This window comes from Novosphingobium sp. EMRT-2 (assembly GCF_005145025.1).
GTDB lineage: Bacteria > Pseudomonadota > Alphaproteobacteria > Sphingomonadales > Sphingomonadaceae > Novosphingobium.
In genome coordinates this window covers 2,047,405-2,068,607 of record NZ_CP039695.1, presented here as the reverse complement: position 1 = coordinate 2,068,607, position 21,203 = coordinate 2,047,405, and the positions used below count along the sequence as shown (strand labels likewise).

Annotated in this window: 18 protein-coding genes, 1 pseudogene and 1 riboswitch; of the genes and pseudogenes, 13 read left to right on the top strand and 6 right to left on the bottom strand. The window is 64.6% G+C overall.

The window, feature by feature from the left end:
- Positions 1-31: 31 nt before the first annotated feature.
- The 3 genes and pseudogenes from FA702_RS10265 to FA702_RS10255 all read left to right on the top strand — a co-directional run.
- On the top strand, positions 32-637 hold the full coding sequence (locus tag FA702_RS10265) for an SDR family NAD(P)-dependent oxidoreductase (protein WP_255504518.1): 606 nt from the start codon (positions 32-34) through the stop codon (positions 635-637).
- A gap of 32 nt (positions 638-669) precedes the next feature.
- A complete protein-coding gene (locus FA702_RS10260; RefSeq protein ID WP_136957250.1) occupies positions 670-1,758 on the top strand; it encodes an IS5 family transposase in 1,089 nt (362 codons plus the stop codon).
- A 134-nt stretch (positions 1,759-1,892) separates the two neighbouring features.
- Positions 1,893-2,021: pseudogene (locus FA702_RS10255) on the top strand (SDR family oxidoreductase); the annotation flags it as partial.
- 272 nt (positions 2,022-2,293) lie between these two features.
- Here FA702_RS10255 and FA702_RS10250 read toward each other — a convergent pair.
- The 3 genes from FA702_RS10250 to FA702_RS10240 form a co-directional block, all read right to left on the bottom strand.
- On the bottom strand, positions 2,294-3,166 hold the full coding sequence (locus FA702_RS10250) for a DUF4435 domain-containing protein (RefSeq protein ID WP_136956065.1): 873 nt from the start codon (positions 3,164-3,166) through the stop codon (positions 2,294-2,296).
- Positions 3,163-4,452, bottom strand: coding sequence for an AAA family ATPase (locus FA702_RS10245; protein ID WP_168196046.1), 1,290 nt, complete (start codon positions 4,450-4,452; stop codon positions 3,163-3,165). Before FA702_RS10245 ends, FA702_RS10250 begins: the two co-directional genes overlap by 4 nt.
- A 455-nt stretch (positions 4,453-4,907) precedes the next feature.
- Positions 4,908-7,097, bottom strand: a complete 2,190-nt coding sequence (locus FA702_RS10240; RefSeq protein WP_210417529.1) for a PQQ-dependent dehydrogenase, methanol/ethanol family — start codon at positions 7,095-7,097, stop codon at positions 4,908-4,910.
- A 362-nt stretch (positions 7,098-7,459) separates the two neighbouring features.
- On the opposite strand from FA702_RS10240, the gene FA702_RS10235 reads away from it, so the two are divergent.
- On the top strand, positions 7,460-9,034 hold the full coding sequence (locus FA702_RS10235) for an ATP-binding cassette domain-containing protein (protein ID WP_136956063.1): 1,575 nt from the start codon (positions 7,460-7,462) through the stop codon (positions 9,032-9,034).
- 158 nt (positions 9,035-9,192) lie between these two features.
- On the opposite strand, the gene FA702_RS10230 is transcribed toward FA702_RS10235, so the two are convergent.
- The 3 genes from FA702_RS10230 to FA702_RS10220 form a co-directional block, all read right to left on the bottom strand.
- Positions 9,193-10,128 carry a DUF4238 domain-containing protein gene (locus FA702_RS10230; protein ID WP_136956062.1) on the bottom strand — a complete coding sequence of 312 codons (936 nt, stop codon included), beginning with the start codon at positions 10,126-10,128 and terminating at the stop codon, positions 9,193-9,195.
- Between the two features lie 692 nt (positions 10,129-10,820).
- Complete coding sequence (bfr, locus tag FA702_RS10225; protein WP_136956061.1) at positions 10,821-11,300, bottom strand: bacterioferritin; 480 nt, start codon at positions 11,298-11,300, stop codon at positions 10,821-10,823.
- A 148-nt stretch (positions 11,301-11,448) separates the two neighbouring features.
- Positions 11,449-11,625 (bottom strand): bacterioferritin-associated ferredoxin, encoded by a 177-nt coding sequence (locus tag FA702_RS10220; RefSeq protein WP_136956060.1) that lies wholly within the window; start codon positions 11,623-11,625, stop codon positions 11,449-11,451.
- A 121-nt stretch (positions 11,626-11,746) separates the two neighbouring features.
- Positions 11,747-11,854: riboswitch (SAM-I-IV-variant riboswitch) on the top strand.
- Positions 11,855-11,903: 49 nt separating this feature from the next.
- On the opposite strand from FA702_RS10220, the gene metA reads away from it, so the two are divergent.
- The 9 genes from metA to FA702_RS10175 all read left to right on the top strand — a co-directional run bounded on the left by metA (position 11,904) and on the right by FA702_RS10175 (position 21,175).
- On the top strand, positions 11,904-12,812 hold the full coding sequence (gene metA, locus FA702_RS10215; protein ID WP_168196045.1) for a homoserine O-succinyltransferase: 909 nt from the start codon (positions 11,904-11,906) through the stop codon (positions 12,810-12,812).
- A 166-nt stretch (positions 12,813-12,978) separates the two neighbouring features.
- Positions 12,979-13,182 (top strand): 50S ribosomal protein L35, encoded by a 204-nt coding sequence (rpmI, locus tag FA702_RS10210; RefSeq protein WP_124810521.1) that lies wholly within the window; start codon positions 12,979-12,981, stop codon positions 13,180-13,182.
- A gap of 13 nt (positions 13,183-13,195) precedes the next feature.
- Positions 13,196-13,558 (top strand): 50S ribosomal protein L20, encoded by a 363-nt coding sequence (rplT, locus tag FA702_RS10205; protein WP_124810520.1) that lies wholly within the window; start codon positions 13,196-13,198, stop codon positions 13,556-13,558.
- 203 nt (positions 13,559-13,761) lie between these two features.
- The gene (locus FA702_RS10200) at positions 13,762-14,649 is read left to right on the top strand and encodes an AraC family transcriptional regulator (RefSeq protein WP_136956058.1); all 888 of its coding nucleotides are present in this window, start codon (positions 13,762-13,764) and stop codon (positions 14,647-14,649) included.
- Positions 14,650-14,712: 63 nt separating this feature from the next.
- On the top strand, positions 14,713-15,813 hold the full coding sequence (gene pheS, locus FA702_RS10195) for a phenylalanine--tRNA ligase subunit alpha (protein ID WP_136956057.1): 1,101 nt from the start codon (positions 14,713-14,715) through the stop codon (positions 15,811-15,813).
- Positions 15,810-18,227: a phenylalanine--tRNA ligase subunit beta gene (gene pheT / locus FA702_RS10190; protein WP_136956056.1), complete on the top strand. Its 2,418-nt coding sequence runs from the start codon at positions 15,810-15,812 to the stop codon at positions 18,225-18,227. The genes pheS and pheT overlap by 4 nt, the downstream gene beginning before the upstream one ends.
- An 81-nt stretch (positions 18,228-18,308) precedes the next feature.
- Positions 18,309-19,193 (top strand): aldose 1-epimerase family protein, encoded by an 885-nt coding sequence (locus FA702_RS10185; RefSeq protein ID WP_136956055.1) that lies wholly within the window; start codon positions 18,309-18,311, stop codon positions 19,191-19,193.
- Positions 19,190-19,582, top strand: a complete 393-nt coding sequence (locus FA702_RS10180; protein WP_136956054.1) for a hypothetical protein — start codon at positions 19,190-19,192, stop codon at positions 19,580-19,582. The genes FA702_RS10185 and FA702_RS10180 overlap by 4 nt, the downstream gene beginning before the upstream one ends.
- Positions 19,583-19,654: 72 nt before the next feature.
- Entirely contained in the window at positions 19,655-21,175 is a 1,521-nt protein-coding gene (locus FA702_RS10175; RefSeq protein ID WP_136956053.1) for a peptide chain release factor 3, read from the top strand.
- Positions 21,176-21,203 lie beyond the last annotated feature (28 nt).

Genomic DNA, 21,203 nt, shown 5'->3' with positions numbered 1-21,203 from the left:
TTTTCGAACCCTCCACTTTACCGGAAAGAATGTGCTTGTCCTTGGCGGCAGCCGCGGCATCGGCGCCGCGATCGTCCGCCGCTTCCGCGCGGCGGGCGCGGCGGTGGCCTTCACCTATGCCGGATCGCGCGATGCCGCCGCCGCGCTGGCCGACGAAACCGGCGCGCAGGCGATCCAGGCGAACAGCGCGGACCGCGATGCGCTCACCTCCGTCGTCGCCGGCCGCGGCGCGCTGGACGTGATCGTCGTCAACGCGGGCACGCTGGCGATGGGCGATCCGCTGGAGCTCGATCCCGACGCGGTCGACCACATGATCGACGTGAACGTGCGCGCGCCCTATCACGCTTCGGTGGAGGCGGCGCGGCGGATGAACGCCGACGGCCGGATCATCGTGATCGGCTCGGTCAACGGCGATCGCATGCCGTTTGCCGGCGGCGCGGCCTATGCGCTGACCAAGTCCGCCGTGCAGGGCATGGTGCGCGGGCTGGCGCGCGATTTCGGGGATCGCGGGATCACCGTCAACGCCATCCAGCCGGGACCGACGGACAGCGACATGAACCCGGCCGAAGGCCCCATGGCCGCGACGATGCACAGCTGGAGGGTTCGAAAAACTCTGGCGCTTGTCGGCCTGACCTGATTCACTGCCCTTGCGGATGAGCGGAGGCGATGATGGCGGGACAGCCCGGTTTCTTTGATCTTTCGAACCGGTACGAGGCCTTGAGCGCAGCGGGTGATCCGTTGGAGCGTCTGTCCGGGGTGGTCGACTTTGAGGTTTTCCGGGGGCCATTGATCGCCGCTCTGCGCCGCAGTGTTCGTGGCAAAGGCGGGCGGCCGCCGTTTGACCCGGTGATGATGTTCAAAATTCTGGTGCTGCAGGCGCTCTATTCGCTTTCGGACGAAGCGACGGAATTCCAGATCAAGGATCGCTTGTCGTTCCAGCGCTTCCTGGGCCTTGGGCTCGATGGCACGGTGCCGGATGCAACGACGGTGTGGCTGTTCCGCGAGCGCTTGGTGCAAGCCAAGGCAATCGACAAGCTCTTCGCCCGCTTCGATGCCGCACTGACCGACCGGGGCTATCTCGCCATGGGCGGCCAGATCATCGATGCTACCGTTGTGCCTGCCCCCAAGCAGCGGAACACCGACGAGGAGAAGGCAGCGATCAAGGACGGCCGGATCCCGGAGGCATGGAAGGCAAAGCCAGCCCGGCTCCGTCAGAAGGATCGCGATGCCCGCTGGAGCGTGAAGTACACCAAGGCCAAGGTGAAGGAGGGTGCCGATCCCAAGGCCTTCAAGCCGGTCGATCTCGCCATCCCGATGTTCGGCTACAAGAACCACATCGGCATCGACCGGGCTCACGGGTTGATCCGGACCTGGGATGCCAGTGCCGCCAATGCCCATGACGGCGCCCGGTTGCCTGACCTGATCAGCACGAACAACACCGGTTCGGGCGTCTGGGCTGATACCGCCTACCGGTCGAAGAAAAACGAAACCTTTCTCGAGAGGGGCATGTTCAAGAGCCACATCCACCAGCGCAAACCGAACCGCCGTGCCATGCCCGAGCGTGTCGCCAGAGCCAATGCGAAGCGATCGGCCATCCGCTCGGCAGTCGAACACGTCTTTGCCGGGCAAAAGCACCGCATGGGCCTGATCGTGCGCACCATCGGCATTGCCCGCGCCCGCATCAAGATCGGCATGGCCAACCTTGCCTATAACTTCCAGCGCCTCGCATGGCTTGAGGGGCGTACTGCGCCCGCGTGACCCAAAAACCGGCCCACGCAGCCGGCTCCGCCAAGAAAATAAGCAGATCAGCAACCCAAGCCTGGAGCTCGCCACCCGCTCCTGTGCCATCACATCGCAATTACGCCAAAATCAGACGGTTCTTCGAGGTGTCCAGCTTCATGGCGATCAAGCGCCATGCCCGGCCCGAGGAAATCGCCGAACTCGCCGCCTATCTCGCCGGCCCGCACGCCGGCATGATCACCGGTTCGATGCAGACCATCGACGGCGGCTTCGGGGCTTAACCGGGGTTCAGGGCGAAAGCGGAAACGGCCGGGGCGCTCTTGGGTGCTTCGGTTGTTTCTTTGGGGACGTCAGGGACTGTCCGGATAAAGATCGCGAAGTTAGGAAGCTTCCCTTCATTGAGGTCAAGTCATTGCGATCAGGGCGTTGGACCTTGGGGATTGACTAAGCTCACAGCAGAGAGAAGGAAAGCGGCTCTCGTTCAGCGTGCATCCTTCGCGTCTTTAGAGCTTCACGCGATTGCGGCTTGGCCGATGGCGGAAGTCATTCCCTTTTAGCACCCTGCCAGCGCCTCCTGGTAATACGCTCCGAGCTTCGATTGGGGCGCGGCTGCGATATGTGCAGCAAAGTTCGCAATCGCACTAGATGTTACGGAGTCTTTTGTTAATTTTGCAGTATTGCTATAGATATTATGTAAATAAGTTATAATTTTGTAGCAGAAGCTTGCATATAGATGGCCTACGGAAAAATCCGGCAAGTGGCATTTTTTGTAAGGAATATTTCGAACGCGATCTCTAGGGGAGCCACTATTGGCTTTGTAGACGTCGATAGAAAGTGCTGACTTCGATAGCTTCGGTTTACACCCATAGATATTGTTCATCATATATTTCGGTGCATGGTCACGGTCTATGACCTTTCTGGCCACAATGCCCCCACATACATCGGCTAACTGAGCCCACCATGCATCTTTGCAGAATTCGTCTATCAATTCGTTAATGAGGTGCGAGAAATCGACAGTATCATCGCAAACTGGACAAAGATTTAGAAACAAGTCTTCGAGAGCTAAAGGTGTGAAAATGTCATTCTCAAAGCTGTATCCGTAAGTATATAATACAAACTTGCTATCTATAGTTCTTCTAAATATTCCATCATAGTCGCGATCCATTGCAACTATAACCTTTCCCTCGTCGCTACTGTCCATGCCTTTGGCTAAAGCTATGAGCTGATCCTTTCCGCCTCTTGGAAGTATGCGAAGTCGAAGCTCAGGCCGGACAACACCAAGGACGCGCCGCCAAAAAAGGCCATCAAAGGATTCCATCGCCCCTTTATCGTCGCGACCTCCTTCGACGTATACGATACGATCTACATTATAAAATAGTGCCCGATTTCTTCGACCAGATGCACTCCTATCGAACGCCTCGATCATCCTATCTTCTCTAGATCAATCGTGTTGTCACCATAAGCTCCTACAACATCAGGAGAATGTGTTGCAAATACAATCTGAGCGTTCGGGTTTATCTTCCTAAGGCTTGGGACAAGGCGCTCTTGCCAATCAATATGAAGAGATATTTCCGGCTCATCTGCCATAAATATACACGGTTGTTGCTTTTGAAGCAGTGTCTCGCCAAGAAGGATAAAGAGTTGCTTTTCCCCCGAGGAAAGCTGTTCAAGATTTAACTCTTCGCCACTTTCGGAATGAAATATAGGTTGATTTCCTGCGTTTATTGAGACTCTTTTCTTATAAAGCATTCCGTTGAGAATGGATACAAATGTATCTTTTGGGGCATAGATGCTAGCTCTTTTTTTGAGTAACTGATGCCATTCTTTGACGGAGTCATGAATTCTGATCGTATCCGTCAATACGAGAAAGTCATTTGCCTCTAATGGCCCTTTTGGGTCATAGTTGGCCAGCGCTTTCGCCATACGCTTTGAAAAACTTTCCAGTTTGCTGGCATATACGCTAGACTTGATGTTAAATTCTGCGAACATTCCCCTTATTGCGGACTTCTCGTCTTCTGGATTTACAGTTTCGAGGCTTGATAGAGCTTCAAAGCCTGATGGTGAAATAAGGGCGAGTAAGTATACTTGTTGAAATTTATCAGTTTCTTCTGCTGCTGCTTTATCGAGGACGGAAAAATAGACGCCGAAATCGCGTGCGACCTGATGTGCTTTCCGATCAACTGGCGACTCGAAGCGCTTTTCACGCTCTTCTGGCGCTTCCATGGCCGCGCGATGCACAGAAATCCAACTAAGCTGGATAAGCCTGTCGATTGATTGTTTGATGCGCGCGAGGTCTGACGGTTCGTCAGTGTGATAGTATCGTGTTTCGGTAAGCAATCGGTATTGTCGACGCATCCAGGGACCGCCAATATCGGACGCGCTTATGCGAAAGGTTTGTGGCTTCGCCTTTGAACTAGTTCCAAGCTCATAAGTAAGATCAATGTAGCCGTCTTCGTCAGTGCCCCTGGATATCCGGATAAATGGTCGAGCCCGATCGCGAGGACGGAACAATCGAAACAGCACAGACCGGAATTCAATCTGCATCAAATTTCGTACGTCTCCAGACAGAGCGAAGTTGAGCAGATTCATTAGGCGCGTTTTTCCGGTTCCATTTCGTCCGATGAAGAAATTGACGTCCGCATCCATTGGCAGGCGGAGCGTTCTGTCTGACCCTCGGAATCCAGCGATCTCGATTGACGCAATCTTGTACACCGCTGACTCCCAGCCCCATCGCGCACCAAGATTCGGCACGCACCCACTTAACATCTAGCGCGGCTGGTCGGACACGCCAACCATCTCCGCTCGGACAGTCTAAGCCTTACGTTGGAGGCCGAGTCTGTGCTAACCTGCGTGAGACCTTTGAGGGACGGCAGTCTATCGTTGCAAAGCACTTCAGAGACGGCAACATGGTGGACGAAGTGGTGGAGAACAAAGGCATCCTGTCGTCTGACCGCTTCTCGCCGTCGCTAATCTCTTCCAATGACTCTGTAGAGTGGTGACGTGCCATCGGTAGGCGGCGTGAATGAGTCGCGGAATATTCGGTGCTGTGTATGCGGCCGAAGCGGCCGTTTTTGCCGTACATTCCGCGACAACCATCGGCGTACCCCCAACGGGAGCGCGCCCATTGCGCTCCCGCCTGACGTCGCCCCGTCCAGCCCTGTCCCCCCTCACCGCCCCACCGGCGGCGCCACATCAGCCAGGTTGGCCTTGGTCCAGATCGAGCGGTCGATGACATAGGCGCGGATCGCCTCGATGTCGGCCGGGGTCAGCACGCGCCCGAAGCTGACCATGCCCCGATCCTTCAGCGCGCCGTCGGCGATCACCGATTTCCACGCGTCCGCATTGGCGAGCAGGGCCGAGACGCGCAGGTCCGGGGTGAAACCGTTGCCGATGGCGCTGTCGCCGTGGCAGACCTGGCAGTAGCGGCCGAAGTGCGCCTTGCCCGAGGCGACTTGCGCCGGGGTGCCGAACTGCGGCGGCGGGTTCCACGCGAGCGTGGTCGTGGCCGGGGGCGCGGGCAGCTTCACTGTGCCGCCGATTTTGAGCACGACGAGCCGGGGCAGGTTGGGCAGCTTGCGCGTGACCCCGCCCGCCACCCCGGCGACGAGCGGGAAGGCGCCGCCCTTGCCGGTCTGGAAAGCGATGTACTGCACCCCGCCGACGCGGAACGTGGCCGGGGCGCTGACGATGCCCGATTGCATGTCGAGATCGAGCAACTGCCGGCCGCTATCGGCGGCATAGGCGCGGAAGCGGCCGGTGCTGGTGCCCTGGAACACGAGGTTGCCGGCGGTCGTCATCGTGCCGCCGTTCCACGCGGCGGGATAGTCCACGCCCCACGCCACCTTGCCGGTGCGCGGATCGAAGGCGACGAGGCGGCCGGTGGTGGCGGCGATGGCGGCCTTGAACGCGGCCTTGTCATCGGGCAGCATCGTCTTGTCGAGCGAGGTGCCGATGTTGAAGCCCAGCACCTTGCGCCGGTCCAGCTCGTCCATGTCCTGCAGATAGCCCTGCGGGATCTGCTGCGCGGGGATATAGACGAGGCCGGTCGCCGGGTTGTAGCTCATCGGGTGCCAGTTGTGCGCGCCCAGCGCGCCGGGGATGGCGATGAACGGCTTGCCGGTCCTGTAGAAGCGCGCTTCCGGCTTCTCGATCGGGCGGCCGGTGGCAAGGTCGTACCCGCTCGCCCAGTTGATCCCGTCGACATAGGGCTTGGCATCGATCAGCTTGCCGGTGGTGCGGTCGATCGTGAAGAAGAAGCCGTTCTTCGGCGCATGGTACAGCACCTTGGTCGGCTTCCCGTTCACCGCCTGCTCGGCCAGGATGATCGGCTGGGTGGCGGTGTAGTCCCAGCTTTCCGCCGGGGTTTCCTGATAGTGCCACTTGTAGCGGCCGGTGGTGGCATCGAGCGCGACGACCGAGGAGAGGAACCAGTTGTCGCCTTCGCCGTTCGAGCGCAGCCCGTGGTTCCACGGATTGCCGTTGCCCACGCCGAGATAGATCTGGTCGAGATCCTTGTCATAGACGATCGCGTCCCACACTGTGCCGCCGCCGCCGGAGGTCTTCCATTCGCCCTTGTCGGACCAGGTGGCGTTGGCCTTGGTGGCGAAGATATCGTCCGAGACGGCGCCGTCCTTCGCCTTGTCCGGGTTGGGCGCGGTGTAGAAGCGCCAGCGCTGCTTGCCGGTATCGGCGTCATAGGCGGTGACATAGCCGCGCACGCCGAACTCCGCGCCGCCGTTGCCGATCAGCACCATGTCCTTCACCACGCGCGGCGCGCCGGTGATGGTATAGGGCTTGGTGGTGTCGAAGGTCTGGGTCGACCATAGCTGCTGGCCGGTCTTGCGGTCCAGCGCGATCAGGCGGCCGTCCAGCGTGCCGACGAAGACCTTGCCGCCCCACACCGCCACGCCGCGGTTGACCACGTCGCAACAGGCGCTGACGGCGCGTTCGCCGGACACTTTCGGATCGAACGACCACAGCTTCTTTCCGCTCGCGGCGTCCCACGCGTCCACCTTCGACCAGGCATGGCTGACATAGAGCACGCCGTCCACGATCACCGGCGTCGCTTCCTGCCCGCGCGCGTCGTCCAGATCGGCGTACCACGCGATGCCGAGTTCGCCCACGTTGCGGTCGTTGATGTCGGCCAGCGGGCTGTAGCGCTGCTCGTCATAGCCATAGCCGATGCCGGCCCAGTTATCGCCGTTGCCGCCGGTCTTGAGCAGCGCCTCGCTGGCCTTTTCGGCATCGTCGAGCGATCTGCCCGCGCTGCCGGCTCCGCCGCCCACGCCGCCCATCCCGCACGCCGCCAGCGCCAGCACCGCGCCGCCCGCCAGGAAGCCTCCAAGCCACCGTTTCATGCCCACTCTCCCGTGTTTTGTTTTTGCACGTTGCCTGCCGATACCGCATCCGGCGGGCGGGTGCCATCGTGCTGTTTGCAAACGCGGGCAGAGGGGCGCGAAGGCCCACCCCCAGCCCCTCCCGCCAGCGGGAGGGGAGAAGAAGGGGTAGCCCCTCCCGCTTGCGGGAGGGGAGCGAGGCTTGCGCCGCCGCAGGCGGCGTTAGCCGCAGCGGGGTGGGCCTTCCGATGTCCGTTTGCGGCCGCCGCGCCAATCTGGTAACACTCTGAAATCGCGGCTTGGGCCGCACAACCCGCAGGAGCATGAAATGGACCGGAAGACGCGCTGAAACCGCCCGTCCCTTCGTCAATTCCGGTGCCGTCATGTCTTCCTTCCTCACGCTCGATTCCGTGGCACTGGCCACGCCGTCCGGCCGGTCGCTGTTTTCCGGCCTTTCGCTGAACCTGGGGCGCGAATGCGTGGCCGTGGTCGGTCGCAACGGCGCGGGCAAGTCCACGCTGCTGCGCGCGGTGCTGGGCCAGATCGCGCCGCAGGCCGGCACGATCGCCGTCCACGGCACGGCCGGGATGCTCGAGCAAGTGGTGGAGCCGGGCGGGGAAACCGCCGCCGAAGCACTCGGCGTCGCCGCCGCGCTGGCCCGGCTGGACCGGATCGAGGCCGGCCTGGGCACCGAACGCGATTTCGCCGAGGCCGACTGGACGCTGCCGCACCGGCTGGAAGGCGCGCTGGCCGGGGCGGGCCTGCCGCCGCTCGATCTCGCCCGCCCGCTGGCCAGCTTCAGCGGCGGGGAGCGGACGCGGATCGCCATCGCCCGCCTGCTGATCGATCCGCCGGACCTGCTGCTGCTGGACGAGCCGACCAACAACCTGGATGACGCGGGCCGCGCGGCGATTGCCGGCCTGCTCGCGCAATGGCGCGGCGGCGTGCTGCTCGTCAGCCACGATCGCGCGCTGCTGGAGGGCGTGGACCGCATCGTCGCGCTGTCGCCCGCCGCGGTCACGGTCCACGGCGGCGGCTGGTCGTCGTGGGTGGCGGAGCGCGACGCGGCGCGGGCGCGGGCGCTGTCCGATGTGGAGGAGGCGCAGCGGCACGCGCGCGCGGCGCAGCGCGAGGCGCAGGCCGCGCGCGAACGGCAGGCGCGGCGTGATCGGGCGGGGCAGGCCCACGCCGCCAGCGGCAGCGCGCCGAAAATCCTGCTGGGCCGCCAGCGCGAACGCGCCGAGAACAGCGGCGGGCGCGGCCAGGCGCTGGGCGAACAGCGGATCGCGGCGCGGGTGGCGGCGCTCGACGCGGCGCGGGCGCAGGTGGAGGTGACCACCCCGCTCGCCATCGCGCTGCCGCCCTGCGGCCTGCCCCCGCACCGGCTGGCGCTGGCCTTTCACGCGGTGAACTGGCGCGCCGGGGAACGCGCGGTGGTCGAGGGCCTGTCCTTCGCGCTGCACGGGCCGGAGCGCGTGGCGCTGACCGGGCGCAACGGCGCGGGCAAGACCACGGTGCTGCGCCTCGCCGCCGGCCTCGCCGCGCCCACGGCGGGCCGCATCGAACGCCCGGTGCCGCTCGCCCTGCTGGACCAGACGGTCAGCCTGCTCGATCGCGGGGCGACGCTGGTGGACAACATGCGCCGGCGCAACCCGGAGCTGGACGAAAACGCCGCCCGCGCCGCGCTCGCCCGCTTCGCCTTCCGCAACGTGGAGGGCGACCGGCCGGTGCGCGATCTCAGCGGCGGCGAATGCCTGCGCGCCGGCCTCGCCTGCGTGCTATCCGGCGCGCACGTGCCGCAACTGCTGCTGCTCGACGAGCCGACCAACCATCTGGACATCGAATCCATCGAAGTGATCGAACAGGCCTTGCGCGGCTACGACGGCGCGCTGCTGCTGGTGAGCCATGATGCGGCGTTTCGCGAGGCGGTTGGGGTGGGGAGGGCGATTGGGTTGTGAGGGGTGTTGAGACCGAAGCCGTCCGGGCTAGCGAAGGGATCGAGGTGTCGAACGCGGGTGTTGGGCTAGGGGGGCTTCCGGGCGCTTACAGCCGGCGTAGCTGGCCTATGTTTACGAGCGTGCACATCCCAATCTTCTAATTGCCGACCGGACTCCCGTCAGGCGATCCACGGGTCAAACCTGTACGGATTGTCCCAAAAAATCGATCCCTGACTGTCACGGACAACCGGATGAAAGGGGGATCCGCCCAGTCGGTTGTCGACGAACGTTGTTTGCGTTTCGTCGTGGCTGATGACGAACTCCTCGGCTTGGAGACAGACGGCGTGGTTAACGCCGGCAATAAAGGCGTTCGGCTTCAAGAGCCGGAAAGCCTCAATCGTCTCCCTGCGTCGGGCTGCGATGAAGTAAAACTCCGGTGAGATCGGCAGCACGAGAAAACTCTCGCGGTGGCCGAGGCCGTTGCTCGTCATCAATGGACGGTCACTTGTCAGGAAGCGGAATCTGGTCCCCCGGGCTGCTCCCACACCCCAAGTCATTTCGAGAAGCGCATTGCCGACTTTTTGTGAGTCGACGATGCGGGGTAAGAGTAGTGCCAGCACATTCTCCTGAAGTCGTCCGCGCGAAGCCACGATGTACTCATCGAAACTCTCCGGGTCGTTCTCTCCTTTAAGGGACGGATATTGTTGGCGGACCCTTTCTAAGGTTTCCTCCATGTTGAGTTCGACGGCCCGGCGGAGTAGTGCCATCCTAGCGGGATGGCGGTGCAGCAGCGACATAAGGAACCTCGCCCATGCGCTCGCCCTCTGCTGGTCAATGGGAGGTGCTGCCGTCCTCAGCATCTCCGCCAGTGCTTCATAGGCGAGGCCATCGACCCGCTTCAAAAAGCCGCTTTCGACCCGTTGACGTAGTTCGGGGTCTGCTTCGCTTAGATCGGAGTAGAGTTCACTCTCCCAACCAACTGACTTCCGGGCTTTGCGCTGGATGTCGAGCTTCCCTGCGTGGCGTCGCCGGTAGACAGTGACCTTGTTGTCGTTGCCCATCCAAGCCTTTTGGTAGAATTCGGGCAAGTAGTGATGACGCTTCGGGTCGGACATTCCCGGATGATAGTGACGGGCTTGTGAGAGGCCAAGACTATCAGGATGTCTGCGTACTCACGCTAACCCCGCCTCCTAAATCATTGCTAACGTGACCTTTGAATAGATTCGCTTCGCTGCGAATCGCAGCGTTTCGGGCAAGATTGTTCGTGCGCCGAAATGCACCGAAACGGATATAGTCCGGCCTTTCCGGCACGCTTAGGCGCGCTTTGCCGCCAATGGGCGTCCCCAACCTGCGTCTAGCACCCATTCCCGCCCGCACGGGCAAGTTCCGGTTTTCGTTCGACGCCGACAGTTAATATCCGGTTGCCGGCCCTCTCCCGCCCGCCAGCGGTCAGTGCCAAGGCCCGGCCACCCGGCCCCAAGCCCGCCAACACACCGAAACACGCTGTTTTCCGGAGCGATTTGTGATACAATCCGCAATGGTGTTGTCCGGTCGACCTGTTCGGCACGGGGCATGTTCCGGGGCTGGCGGTGCGTCCGCCTTTCGCGGGCATGAGCCGGTCAGGAGCAACCGCAGGACTGAAAAGCTCCGGCCAGATGCCTTGGCGTCTGGCCGGGCGGTCCTTCCGCACCGCCCTTTCTTGCTGACAGTTATCTTGTCTCGTCATTGCGAGCGCAGCGAAGCAATCCAGGGCTCCGCGTGCCGCTCTGGTTTGCTTCGCTGCGCTCGCAAGGACGCAGGTGTGGCCTCAGTCTTCGGGCGCTTCGCTGTTGAGCTGGATGTAGTTCTGCAGGCCCATGCGCGCGATCATGTCGAACTGCTTTTCCAGCGTGTCGACATGCTCCTCCTCGCTTTCGAGGATGTGCTGGAACAGATCGCGGCTGACGTAATCGCGCACGCTTTCGCAATGGGCGATCGCGTCCTTGAGCAGCGGGATCGCCTCCATTTCCAGCGCGAGATCGGCCTTGAGGATTTCCTCCACGGATTCGCCCACGCGCAGCCGGCCCAGCGCCTGGAAATTGGGCAGGCCATCGAGAAACAGGATGCGGTCGGCCAGCTGGTCGGCGTGCTTCATCTCGTCGATGGATTCGTGCCGTTCGAAGTGGGCGAGCTTCTTGATGCCCCAGTTGTCGAGCAGGCGGTAATGCAGCCAGTACTGGTTGATGGCGGTCAGTTCGTTGAACAGCGCCTTGTTGAGAAATTCGATGACCTTGGCGTCGCCCTTCATGGCGCGGCTCCTTCAAACGTCCGGGGTGGGCAGCAGCCTATGCGGCCTGGGGCGATCGGCCAAGCGCGAACGATTCGCGCCGGGGTGGCGGTAATGACAGGCGGTTGCAGGAAGCGCGATCAGGCGAGTTTGGTCAGGCGCCGGTAGTTTACGCCAGGGCGCAGGCGCGTTCGTCCGCCACCACGTCCTCGGCATCGTCCAGGCACTGGCGGCACTGGGGTTGGCAGCCCAGCCGGCCGTAGAGTGTTTCGGCATCGCCGGAATGGCTCCGCGCGGCGCAGCGCAGGTCTTTCTCGCGAATGGCATTGCAGATGCAGACGTACATCAGGACACCCGATTCTCTCGACCGAATGTGTCTTTATTAATGCGAGGCAGTCTCAATAGCAAGGGCCGTTGACGGGGTGTGCTTCCCCGATTGCCAAGCGCCGCGTTCCGGGATAAAGCCGGCACCGCATCAAGAGTTGGGGTAGGCGCCCCGACGCCAACCTGCCGATCCGGGCAAGGTGGCGCTCCGCAAGGAGGATGTGGCCGATCCGGCAACCAAACGGACACGGACACGCGCGGCGTCTTTCCCCACGGGACGAGAAGAAAGACGCCAAGACAGTGCCGATCCGGATTGCCGACAACCTGCCCGCCCGCCGCACGCTGGAATCCGAAGGCGTGATCGTGATGGGCGAAACCGAAGCCGCGCGGCAGGATATCCGCCCGCTGCGCATCGCGCTGCTGAACCTGATGCCCGACAAGATCACCACCGAAACCCAGATCGCGCGGGTGCTGGGGGCCACGCCGCTGCAGGTGGAACTGGAACTGCTGCGCATTTCCGACCACGTCAGCAAGAACACCTCCGCCGGGCACATCGCCGAATTCTATCGCCCCTGGGCGGATGTGCGGGAGGAACGCTTCGACGGGCTGATCGTGACCGGCGCGCCGGTGGAGCAGATCCCGTTCGAGGAAGTGACCTACTGGGACGAATTGCGGCGCATCTTCGACTGGTCGCAGGTCAACGTCCACCGCACGCTCAACGTGTGCTGGGGGGCGATGGCGGCGCTGCACCATTTCCACGGCGTGCCCAAGCACGCGCTGGCGTCCAAGGCCTCGGGCGTGTTCCGGCACGACAACCGCGCGCCGGCCAGCCCGTGGATGCGCGGGCTGCCCGACGTGTTCGACGTGCCCGTCTCGCGCTGGAGCGAGGTGCGCGCCGCCGACCTGCCCGAAGGGCGCGGACTGCGCGTGCTGGCCGACAGCGCCGAGACCGGGCTGTGCCTGATCGACGATCCCGCCCATCGCGCGCTGCACATGCTGAACCACCTGGAATACGATACGCTGACGCTGGCCGGCGAATATGCGCGGGACGAGGGCGGGTATCTGCCGCAGCACTATTTCCCCGGCGACGATCCGCAGGCCGCGCCCGCCAACACCTGGCGTGGCCACGGGCACCTGCTCTACGGCAACTGGATCAACGAGACCTACCAGACCACGCCGTTCGATCTGGCGGACGTGGGCGGGCGCTAAACAGGATCGCCTGGAAGGGGTAGGAGCGGCATCAAAGCCAGCGCCCGCTTGCCTTTCCGGGCGGACCTGACTATGGGCGCCACCTTCAACCGACACACCATTCGGGATTCGCCTGGCTGAAAGGGCTGCCACGGCGAATCTGGCGCGTCGAATCTAGGAGACGAAAATGCCCAAGCTCAAGACCAAGAGCGGCGTGAAGAAGCGGTTCAAGATCACCGCTTCCGGCAAGGTGAAGCACGGCGTTGCCGGCAAGCGCCACCGCCTGATCAGCCACAACGCCAAGTACATCCGCCAGAACCGCGGCACGGAAGTGATTTCCGACGCCGACGCGAAGGTGATCAAGAAGTGGGCGCCCTACGGGCTGAACTGAGGAGCGCTGACTTATGAGCCGTATCAAGCGTGGTGTTACCACCCGTGCCAAGCACAAGCGGATTCTGGACCAGGCCAAGGGTTACCGCGGCCGCCGCAAGAACACGATCCGCGTCGCCCGTCAGGCCGTCGAAAAGGCCGGCCAGTACGCCTATCGCGACCGCAAGGTTAAGAAGCGCACGTTCCGCGCCCTGTGGATCCAGCGCATCAACGCCGCGGTCCGCGCCGAAGGCCTCACCTATTCGCAGTTCATCCACGGTGTGAAGCTCGCCGGGATCGAACTCGATCGCAAGGCGATGGCCGATCTGGCGATGAACGAGGGCGGCGTGTTCAACGCCGTGATCGCGCAGGCCAAGGCAGCGCTTCCCGCCGCCTGAGCCGTTCGCACCGCGAACCGCATCAAAGGGCATTGGTCCGATCCGGACCAATGCCCTTTTTGCTGGAAAATCAGAAACTACCCCCACTTCTGCTAACCTGCGTGACGATATCGCCGATCTGGAGGCTTTTGCAGCGCGCAACAAACGATTATGGCGATTTGTAACGGATTGCTACTCAGCAACGATTCCGAAGGGTCGCGCGATTGCCAGCGGATTGCCGCGTAAAGGTTCGATTCCATCAGCCGCCCCTGGCGCTGCGCCCCTATTTCACGACGTTTTACCTCACCGAGATCGACATTCCCGAAGGGCAACGGGTGCAGGATCACCTGCATCCCGAATGGGCCAACCTGCGGCTGTTCCAGGGCGCGATGCCCGAAGCCGAAATCGCCGGAACGAAGGGGCCGCCCGGCATCGCCGCGATCGGCACCGGGCCGACGAGCACGACCATCCGCTTCACCGCCGGCCGCTGCCGCATATGGGGCATCGGCCTGTTGCCGCTGGGCTGGGCCAAGTTCGCACGGGCGCCGGCGCACCTCTGGGCCGATCGCATCTTCGATCCCTGCGCGGAGCCTGACTTCGCCCAGTTCGGTCCGCTGATCGAAGGCGTATTCGGCGCGTGTCCGGACGAAGCGGGCGAGCTGGAACGGATCACCGCCTTTTTCGCGGCGCGCGTGGACATGCCGGTGCCCGATGAAGACCGGATCGTAGCCATCCATGGCGCGATCGTCGATCCGGAAACGGGCTCCGTGGCGGACGTGGCCGCGGCGACGGGCCTGGCTTCGTACACCATCGAGCGCATCTGCCGCCGTTATTTCGGGTTCGCCCCGCGCCTGCTGCTGCGGCGGCAGCGCTTCATGCGCAGCCTGTCGCAATACATGCTCGATCCCGAACTCAAGTGGATCGGCGCGATCGACGGGCACTATCATGACCAGGCGCAGTTCGTTCGCGATTTCCGGCGGTTCATGGGGATGACGCCGCGCGCCTATGTGGCGCATCCGCGTCCGGTGCTGTCGGCCGTGATGCGCGCGCGCTTCGAGGCGGCCGGCGCGGCCGTGCAGGCGCTGCACCTGCCGGCGCGGACCGGGGACTGATGCGACGGGGGCGCTGCGTTTCGCCCTTTGATTCCGCACCGTTTGGCGCTAGCGGCACCGGCGATGGAACAGCTTGAACAACAGCAGGCCGAAACGCTGGGCGCGATCGCGGATGCCGCGACGCCCGAAGCGGTCGAGGCGATCCGCGTAGCCGCGCTTGGCAAGCAGGGCTGGGTCAGCGCCCTGCTCAAGACGCTGGGCGGCATGTCCCCGGAACAGCGCCAGAGCGAAGGCCCGAAGATCCACGCCGCGCGCGAGGCGGTGACCGCCGCGCTGGCCGCGCGCAAGGGCGCGCTCGAAGCGGCGGCGCTCGATGCCCGGCTGGCGGCCGAGACGGTGGACCTTTCGCTTCCCGCGCCCGAAGCGCCGAAGGGGTCGGTCCATCCGGTCAGCCAGGTGATGGACGAACTGGCCGAAATTTTCGCCGACATGGGCTTCGCCGTGGCGTCCGGCCCCGAGATCGAGGACGACTGGCACAACTTCACCGCGCTCAACATGCCCGAAACGCATCCGGCGCGGGCGATGCACGATACCTTCTATTTCCCCGACAAGGATGCGGAAGGGCGCGCCATGTTGCTGCGCACGCATACCTCGCCGGTGCAGATCCGCGCGATGCTGAAGCAGGGCGCGCCGCTGCGCGTGATCGCGCCCGGCCGCGTCTATCGCAGTGACAGCGATGCCACGCACACGCCGATGTTTCACCAGATCGAAGGCCTGGTGATCGACAAGGGCATCCACCTTGGTCACCTGAAGTGGACGCTGGAAACCTTTCTCAAGGCGTTCTTCGAGCGCGACGACATCGTGCTGCGCCTGCGCCCGAGCTATTTCCCGTTCACCGAACCGTCGGTGGAAGTCGACGTGGGCTACACGGTGGTCAACGGCAAGCGCGTGGTCGGCGGCGGCGGTGACGTCGAGAACGGCGGCTGGATGGAAGTGCTGGGCTCCGGCATGGTCAACCGCCGCGTCATCGAATTCGGCGGGCTCGATCCCGATCAATGGCAGGGCTTCGCCTTCGGCACCGGCGTCGACCGGCTGGCCATGCTCAAATACGGCATGGACGATCTGCGCGCGTTCTTCGACGGCGATGTGCGCTGGCTACAACATTATGGTTTCGGTGCGCTCGACGTGCCGACGCTTTCCGGCGGTGTGGGGGTGAAGGCATGAAGTTCTCGCTCTCGTGGCTGAAGGACCACCTCGATATTGGCACCGATACCGGGGCCAACGTCGATACCATCGCGCGCAAGCTGACCGCGCTGGGCCTTGAAATCGAAGGCGTGGCGGATGCCTCCGCCGCGCTCGGCGCGTTCCGCATCGCGCGCGTGCTGACGGCGGAAAAGCATCCCCAGGCGGACAAGCTGCAGGTGCTGTCGGTCGATGTGGGAGACGGCGCGCCGCTCCAGGTGGTCTGCGGCGCGCCCAATGCGCGCGCGGGGCTGGTCGGTGTGCTCGGCCTGCCCGGCGCGGTCGTGCCCGCGAACGGCATGGAACTGCGCAAGTCGGCCATCCGTGGTGTCGAATCCAACGGCATGATGTGTTCCACGCGCGAGCTGGGCCTGGGCGAGGAACACGATGGCATCATCGAACTGCCGGCCGATGCGCCGGTGGGCACGACCTTTGCCGACTACCTCGGTTCCGATCCGGTGTTCGACGTGGCGATCACGCCCAACCGGCCCGATTGCATGGGCGTGTACGGCATCGCGCGCGATCTGGCCGCCGCCGGGCTGGGCACGCTGAAGCCGGTGGACGCCGCGCCCGTTGCGGGCGCGTTCCCGTGCCCGGCGGACATCCGCATCGAGGACGCCGAAGGCTGCCCGGCGTTCTACGGCCGCGTGATCCGGGGCGTGAAGAATGGCCCCTCGCCGCAATGGCTGCAGGACCGGCTCAAGAGCGCGGGCCAGCGGCCGATCTCGGCGCTGGTGGACGTGACCAATTACGTCATGCTCGCCTATGGCCGTCCGGCGCACGCCTATGATCTGGCGAAGCTGAACGGTGCGGTCGTGGCGCGCCGCGCGAACGATGGCGAGAAGGTCGTCGCGCTCAACGCCAAGGAATACACGCTCGATTCGACGATGACCGTGATCGCCGACGCGGCGGGCGTGCACGACGTGGCCGGCATCATGGGCGGCGAGCATTCGGGCTGCTCCGAGGATACCGCCGATGTCCTGCTGGAAGTCGCCTATTTTGATCCGGCGCGCATCGCGCGCACCGGGCAGGCGCTGGCGCTGGCGAGCGATGCGCGCGGCCGGTTCGAGCGCGGGGTGGACCCGGCGTTCCTTGATGCCGGGATCGAGCTGCTGACGCGGCTGATCCTCGACCTCTGTGGTGGCGAAGCGTCCGAGGTGCTGCGCGTGGGCGCGCCGCCGCTGGCGCGCAAGACCGTGGCTTACGATCCTGCGCTGGCCGGCCGGCTGGGCGGCGTGGCGGTTGCCGAGGATGAACAGCGCCGCATTCTTGCCGCGCTGGGCTTCGAGGCGGCGGCGGGAGAAGGGTCCGGCTGGACGGTGACCGTGCCCACCTGGCGCCCCGACGTGGATGGCGCGGCCGACATCGTGGAGGAAGTGATCCGCGTGCACGGGCTGGACGCGGTGCCTTCCACGCCGCTGCCGCGCGAGGATGGCGTGGCGAAGCCCACGGCGACGCCGGCGCAGAGGATGGAGCGCCGCGTGCGCCGCGCCGCGGCCGCGCGCGGGCTGAACGAGGCGGTCACCTGGTCGTTCCTGCCCGAAGCCGAGGCGGAGCCTTTCACGGATGGCAACGGCGGGCTGTGGGTGCTGGCCAATCCGATTTCGGAAGACCTCAAGGCGATGCGCCCGTCGCTGCTGCCAGGCCTGCTTTCGGCGACCCGGCGCAATCTCGATCGTGGCGCGGCCTCGGTCCGCCTGTTCGAGATCGGCCGCCGCTATCTGCGCGGCGAGGCCGGGGCGAGCGACGAGAAGCTGAGCCTGGTGGTGGTGCTGGCGGGTGAAAAGAGGCCGCGCGGCTGGAAGACCGGCAAGGCGCAGGCGTTCGACGCCTTCGACGCCAAGGCCGAGGCGCTGGCGCTGCTGGCCGAAGCCGGCGCGCCGGTCGACAACCTGCAGGTGATGGGAGAAGCCGGGCCGCAGTTCCATCCGGGCCAGTCCGCCACGCTGCGGCTGGGGCCGAAGACGGTGCTGGCGCGCTTCGGCATGCTGCACCCGGCGACCGCCAAGGCCTTCGATCTCGACGGGCCGCTCGCCGCCGTGGAGCTGTTCCTCGATCGCATCCCGCCGAAGAAGGCCGCGCCCGGATTCGCCCGGCCGCACTATGCGCCGCCCGCGCTGCAGGCGGTGACGCGCGACTTCGCCTTCCTCGTCGATGCCGGGGTGCCGGCGGGCGATCTGGTCCGCGCGGTGAAGGGGGCTGACAAGGCCAACATCGTCGCCGCGCGGCTGTTCGATGATTTCCGGGGGCAGGGCGTGCCCGAGGGGCAGAGGTCGCTGGCGGTGGAAGTCACGCTCCAGCCGGGCGAGAAGAGCTACGACGACGCCGCGCTCAAGGCGATTGCCGACAAGGTGGTCGCGGCGGCGGGCAAACTGGGCGGCGTGCTGCGCGGATAGGTCGACAGATCACGCGCAAGCCGTCATGCTGCACCTGCGCAGCAGGACGGCTTGCCGTGAGGGATCATGCCTGAAACTCCCATGCCTGAAGACCTCGTCACCATCGCGTCCGGCGCGCTCACCGTGCGCGTCCACCCGCTTGGCGCGGAACTGTGGTCGCTGCGCGATGCCCAGGGCCGCGAGTTCATGACCGATGCCGATCCGGCGTTCTGGAGCGGCCACGCGCCGCTGCTGTTCCCGATCGTGGGGGCGCTGGCGGGGGACCGCTATCGCATCGATGGCGATACTTTCACGCTGCCGCGCCACGGCTTCGCGCGGAGAATGCCGTTCGAACTGGCGGCGCGGGACGACGATCGCGTCACCTTTCGCCTGACCGACAGCGCGGCGACTTGCGCGGTCTATCCCTTCGCCTTCGTGCTGGAGATGGCCTTCGTGGTGGACGGCGCGACACTGCGCATGACCGCCACCGTGTCCAACCCCGGCGCCCGGCCGCTGCCGTTCGCGTTCGGGTATCACCCCGCCTTCGCCTGGCCGCTGCCGGGCGGCGCGACGAAGGCGGCGCACCGCGTGGTGTTCGAACGGGACGAGCCGGCCGCCCTGCGCGTACTCGACGCGGCCAGTGGGCTGGTTGCCCCCGAACCGCGCGCCACCCCGGTAAAGGGCCGGGAGCTGGCGCTCTCGCCCGATCTGTTCGCCGCCGACGCGCTGATCTGGGACGATCTTGCCAGTCGGGCGCTATCCTATGGCGCGGACGGGGGATCGTGGCTGGACATCGCGTTTCCGGACACGCCGATGCTGGGGCTGTGGCAGAAGCCGGGCGCGGACTACCTATGCATCGAACCGTGGCAGGGCCATGCCGATGCGGTGGGCTTTGCCGGCGATTTCCGCGAGAGGCCGGGTGTGGTGCTGCTGCCGCCGGGCGAGCAGCGCCATTTCCGCATGGACGTGACGGTGCGGGCCGCGTGAGCGAGGCTCTTGCCCCGGCGCCGAAGCGGTCGGCCAGGCGGACGTGGACGCTGCTGCTGGGCGTGCTGGCGGTGCTGCTGGTCTTCGCCGCTACCTACGGCCGGCACCGGCAGGAGGTGGAAATTCGCAATGTCCTCTTCGCCAATTCGGCGCGGGCGGCGGCGCAACTCGAAGGCTGCATGATGCAGCGCGTGCCGCTGGCTGGCGGCTGGACCGAAGTGCCGGAGACGAAAGGGCATCGCCGCGCGTGGAACGCGGCGCGGACCCTGCGTGTGGACGTGATCGATCAAGGCGCGCGGAGGCGGCTCGAAATCGCGGCACAGGGCGGTCGCGCGCTTGAGGGCGGGGAAGCGGCGGCGTTGAAAGCCTGTCTGGGCGGAGAGCGTTAGGTTTAGACCCAGACCGTTCCCGCCCCGCTGGATGATGGACGCCGGCCGGCCCCTCGGCTAGGGGCGCATCCCATGTCCAATCGCCGCACCTTCGCCATCATCTCGCACCCCGACGCGGGCAAGACCACGCTGACCGAAAAGCTGCTGCTGCAAGGCGGCGCGATCCATCTCGCGGGCGAGGTCAAGGCGCGCGGGCAGGCGCGGCGCGCGCGGTCGGACTGGATGAAGATCGAGCAGCAGCGCGGCATCTCGGTCACCTCGTCGGTGATGACGTTCCAGAAGGACGGTATCGTCTTCAACCTGCTCGACACGCCGGGCCACGAGGACTTCTCGGAAGACACCTACCGCACGCTGACCGCGGTCGATTCGGCGATCATGGTGATCGACGCGGCCAAGGGCATCGAGCCGCAGACGCGCAAGCTGTTCGAAGTGTGCCGGATGCGTTCGGTGCCGATCATCACCTTCGTCAACAAGGTCGATCGCGAGGGCCGTTCGGTGTTCGAGACGCTGGACGAGGTGGCCGATGCGCTGGCGCTCGACGTGGTGCCGATGTCGTGGCCGGTCGGCATGGGCGGCATTTTCCAGGGCGTGCTGAACCTTGCCACCAACACGATCAGCCGGCCCGAGGGCGACAGCCGCGAGTTTCTGGGCAAGGTGGAGCCGGCGGCGGACATTCCCGAGGACATCGCCGAGGAGATCGAGCTGGCACAGGCGGGCTATCCCGAATTCGATCTCGAAGCCTATCGCCATGGCGACCTGACCCCGGTGTTTTTCGGATCGGCGCTCAAGAACTTCGGCGTGGCCGAACTGATCGACGCGATCGCGAAATATGCGCCGCCGCCGCGCCCGCAATCGTCGGAGCAGGGCACGATCGAGCCGGAGCGGCCCGACGTGACCGGCTTCGTGTTCAAGGTGCAGGCCAACATGGACCCGCAGCACCGCGACCGCATCGCGTTCATGCGCATGGTCTCGGGCACGTTCCGGCGGGGGATGAAGCTGACTCCGTCGGGCCTGGGCAAGCCGATCGCGGTGCATTCGCCGATCCTGTTCTTCGCGCAGGACCGCGAGATAGCCGATACGGCGGAAGCCGGAGACATCATCGGCATCCCCAATCACGGCACCCTGCGCGTGGGCGATACCCTGTCCGAACGCAATGACGTGCGCTTCACCGGCCTGCCCAACTTCGCGCCCGAAATCCTGCGCCGCGTGGCGCTGAAGGACCCGACCAAGACCAAGCAGTTGCGCAAGGCGCTGGACGATCTTTCGGAAGAGGGCGTGATCCAGGTGTTCTACCCGGAAATCGGCGCGCAGTGGATCGTCGGCGTGGTCGGCCAGCTCCAGCTCGACGTGCTGATTTCGCGGCTGGAGGCGGAATACAAGGTGGAGGCGGTGCTGGAACCATCGCCATTCGACACCGCCCGCTGGCTGAAGGGCACGCCCGAGGCGCTGAAGGCCTTCGCCGATTTCAACCTGTCGAATCTCGCCAAGGATCGCGATGGCGATCCGGTGTTCCTGGCGCGATCGGCCTGGGACGTCGGCTACCAGCAGGAACGCAACCCCGACCTCGCCTTTTCCGCGACCAAGGAAAGATAGCGGCCGGCACCGCCTATTTGGGTGGACT